This is a genomic window from Candidatus Obscuribacterales bacterium (assembly GCA_036703605.1).
Lineage (GTDB): Bacteria > Cyanobacteriota > Cyanobacteriia > RECH01 > RECH01 > RECH01.
In genome coordinates this window covers 1-2639 of sequence record DATNRH010000506.1, presented here as the reverse complement: position 1 = coordinate 2639, position 2639 = coordinate 1, and the positions used below count along the sequence as shown (strand labels likewise).

4 protein-coding genes are annotated in these 2639 nt (G+C 52.0%); 1 reads left to right on the top strand and 3 read right to left on the bottom strand.

The genetic code is table 11. The annotated features are described in order from the left end of the window. The 3 genes from V6D20_10990 to V6D20_10980 form a co-directional block, all read right to left on the bottom strand. Nucleotides 1–531 (bottom strand): integrin alpha (locus V6D20_10990; protein ID HEY9816307.1); only part of this gene is annotated, 531 nt, incomplete at its 3' end. A gap of 80 nt (nucleotides 532–611) precedes the next feature. Then, nucleotides 612–1658, bottom strand: coding sequence for a TIGR03032 family protein (locus V6D20_10985; protein ID HEY9816306.1), 1047 nt, complete (start codon nucleotides 1656–1658; stop codon nucleotides 612–614). Nucleotides 1659–1987: 329 nt separating this feature from the next. Continuing rightward, nucleotides 1988–2110 (bottom strand): hypothetical protein, encoded by a 123-nt coding sequence (locus tag V6D20_10980; protein ID HEY9816305.1) that lies wholly within the window; start codon nucleotides 2108–2110, stop codon nucleotides 1988–1990. A gap of 217 nt (nucleotides 2111–2327) precedes the next feature. Here V6D20_10980 and V6D20_10975 point away from each other — a divergent pair. Beyond that, a partial coding sequence (locus V6D20_10975) for a hypothetical protein (GenBank protein HEY9816304.1) occupies nucleotides 2328–2639 on the top strand: 312 nt, incomplete at its 3' end.

Genomic DNA, 2639 nt, shown 5'->3' with positions numbered 1-2639 from the left:
ACTGCTTACCGCATCACCAGAGAAGTCATAGGCTGCTGCACCATCGAGGCGAAAGCCGTTGCTGCCATTGAGCGTAGAGAGGTTGAGGGTGGCACTAAACCCACTGGCCTGCCCAAAGACGACATAGCTAGAGCCGGAATTGCCGCCGTTGGGGTCGGCACCATAGGCCCCAATAATCAGGTCATCGAAGCCATCGCCATTGATATCCCCGGCACTGCTCACCATATCACCGGAATAGTGATCTGTGGCTGTGCCATTGAGACGAAAGCCATTGGTGCCATCGAGCGTAGAGAGGTTGAAGGTCGCACTCAACCCACCTGCCTTCCCAAAGACCACATAGCTGGAGCCGGACTCGGCACCGTTGATGTCGGCACCGCGTGCCCCAATAATCAGGTCATCAAAGCCATCGCCATTAACATCCCCGGCACCGCTCACCGACCAACCGGAAAGCTCCCCTGCCGCTGTGCCATCAATGCGAAAGCCGTTGCTGCCATTGATACTGGAAAGGTTCAAAACAGGTGCAAAACTCATCTCTTTTTTCCTATCTATTTGGTTTATTGATGAATGGGTCTTCGTGGTTGATCCATCCCGGTAGCGTGAACCGGTGGCGCTTAGGCTTCGCCCATGGAGATGACCCGACGGATTTCATCAGAGCGAATGCCGATCGCCATAGGTCGGACATGGTCGGGTATCGTCACCACGTCATAGAGTTCAGAGACAGATCCCTCGATTCGCAAGGAATGCACCAGATCCCCACTACGCAGATCAATCACGCTAATGCCACAGCGCGGAGCCGCCCCCTTGGCTGCGAGGGCGTCATCTAACGGCAACCCTTGAAAACTTTTGTTATGGCGCGGTTCTGATAGCCCCACAATGGCAAAGTCTCCGGCAAACGCTAGTCCACGCAGGTAGCCGGGGCAGAAGGTCACTGCTTCAAACTGGCCGCTTGCGGTATCGATAGTCCCAAACTCGCCAGTCCCAGAGTTCAACAGCCAGAGGCGATCGCCATACCACCGGGGTGAATGGGGCATCGATAGCCCTGTGGCAATGATTTCATTGCTCTCTATGTCTATGACGCAACCGCCATCTCTGCGATGGTCGCGCCAGCCATCAGCCACATCACTGCGGCTCACGCTCGTCACATAGCGCGGTTGCCCATCCCGTAGCGCTAAGCCGTTGAGATGACAGCGATCTTCGGCAGCTAGCTTGCTGATAAACGGCGGTTGCCAGAGGGGGACAAAACTATGGGTTTCACTAACGGTTGCTAGGCAACTAAACAGCGTATTGACAAAAACTGGGCGGGGGTTGCCTTCAGCCATCACCACATCATGGATGTCTAAATCACCCGTGATGTAGGACATCTGCGGCACATAGACGGCATCGTAGCCTTGGTAGGCTTGGCCGGGGCTGAGACTATTTTCAAAACGCCACAGCTGATAGAGCGTACTGAGGTAGAGGCTATTGTGATGGACGGTCAAGCCCATACAGCGTTCAAAGGTGCGTTCAAAGACCGATAGCTGACCGTTGGGTTGAATCCCAATCCAAAATACTTTTCCGGCTTGATAGGTTGTGAAGGCTAGGCTCAGGTGCTGTTGGGCTAGCCAGGATGTAAATTGTCGAGACCCGCTTAACTCCAGACGGGAGGAGGTTTCTGCCATTCTGTTAAAGTTATCCCGAACATAAACGGACTCATTACATACAGCAACGCGGTGACTGCCAAGCCCATTCACAATGGCCGGACACTATGACAACCCATCAGCCGCGCATTTACTGTTCAGCGATGTGCTATTGGTTCTTTCTTGTCCAACCCTATAGCCTTTTGGATCTCAGGAACATCCGTATATTTGCTGGCAAAATCTCTATGCGAATAAAATTTATACAATCCAGAATTGCTTTACTAAAACTTAAACTTCGGTCGCCAATAATTAAGAGGTAGGAGGGGATATGTTACGGCGATCAACGCCATTGCTTCTCCTACGGTTATTCATCAAGTTTTATCGGACATAAAAGAGCAATCGATGTAAGCCACATCCGTCTCACGGGCGATCGCTCTCAAGCTGCGATCGCCGTCTGTCAATGTGTTTGGCGGATTGACCCATAATGAGGCCATAGCCTCATTTGTTACGTTGCTAGTAGTGATCGGGTTGGTGGCGATCGTCCTAGTAAAAGGCTACAAATCCAAGACGAGGTCAGCTTGATGGAGCATGGAGGGCGATCGCGTTGCTGTTCTGTCGAGAATGTTAGAACATCCGCATAAAAGTTAGGGAAAGTTCCTGGCAAGGCTATGCTGTGGGCATCCATAACAATCTCGATGGCAGAGTTACGACGTGAATCAAGCATTATTCTTGCTGTGGCTGCTGGCAGAATCACCGGTTGCGGAAGCTGAACCCTCCAAAGTTGGGCAAGCCCTAACCTATATGAACAGCAACCCCTACATTGGTTGGGGGTTAGCTGGTTTTGTACTGGTGGCGATGGCAACGGCGGCGATCGCCGGTTGGACAGGGAATCTTGGCAAGATCATTGAATTTGTCAAAACGTACCTACGACCCAGCAAGCCAGCAATCACCGATGAACAATGCCAAGCTCAGTTAAAGGAACTGAACAAGGTTGTCCTCAAAGAAGTCACCATGCGCCTGAGT

Bases quoted from the DNA above. Each gene is read 5' to 3' on its own strand.
- V6D20_10985 (HEY9816306.1), bottom strand. From the start codon at position 1,658: ATGGCAGAAACCTCCTCCCGTCTGGAGTTAAGCGGGTCTCGACAATTT.
- V6D20_10980 (HEY9816305.1), bottom strand. From the start codon at position 2,110: ATGGCCTCATTATGGGTCAATCCGCCAAACACATTGACAGACGGCGAT.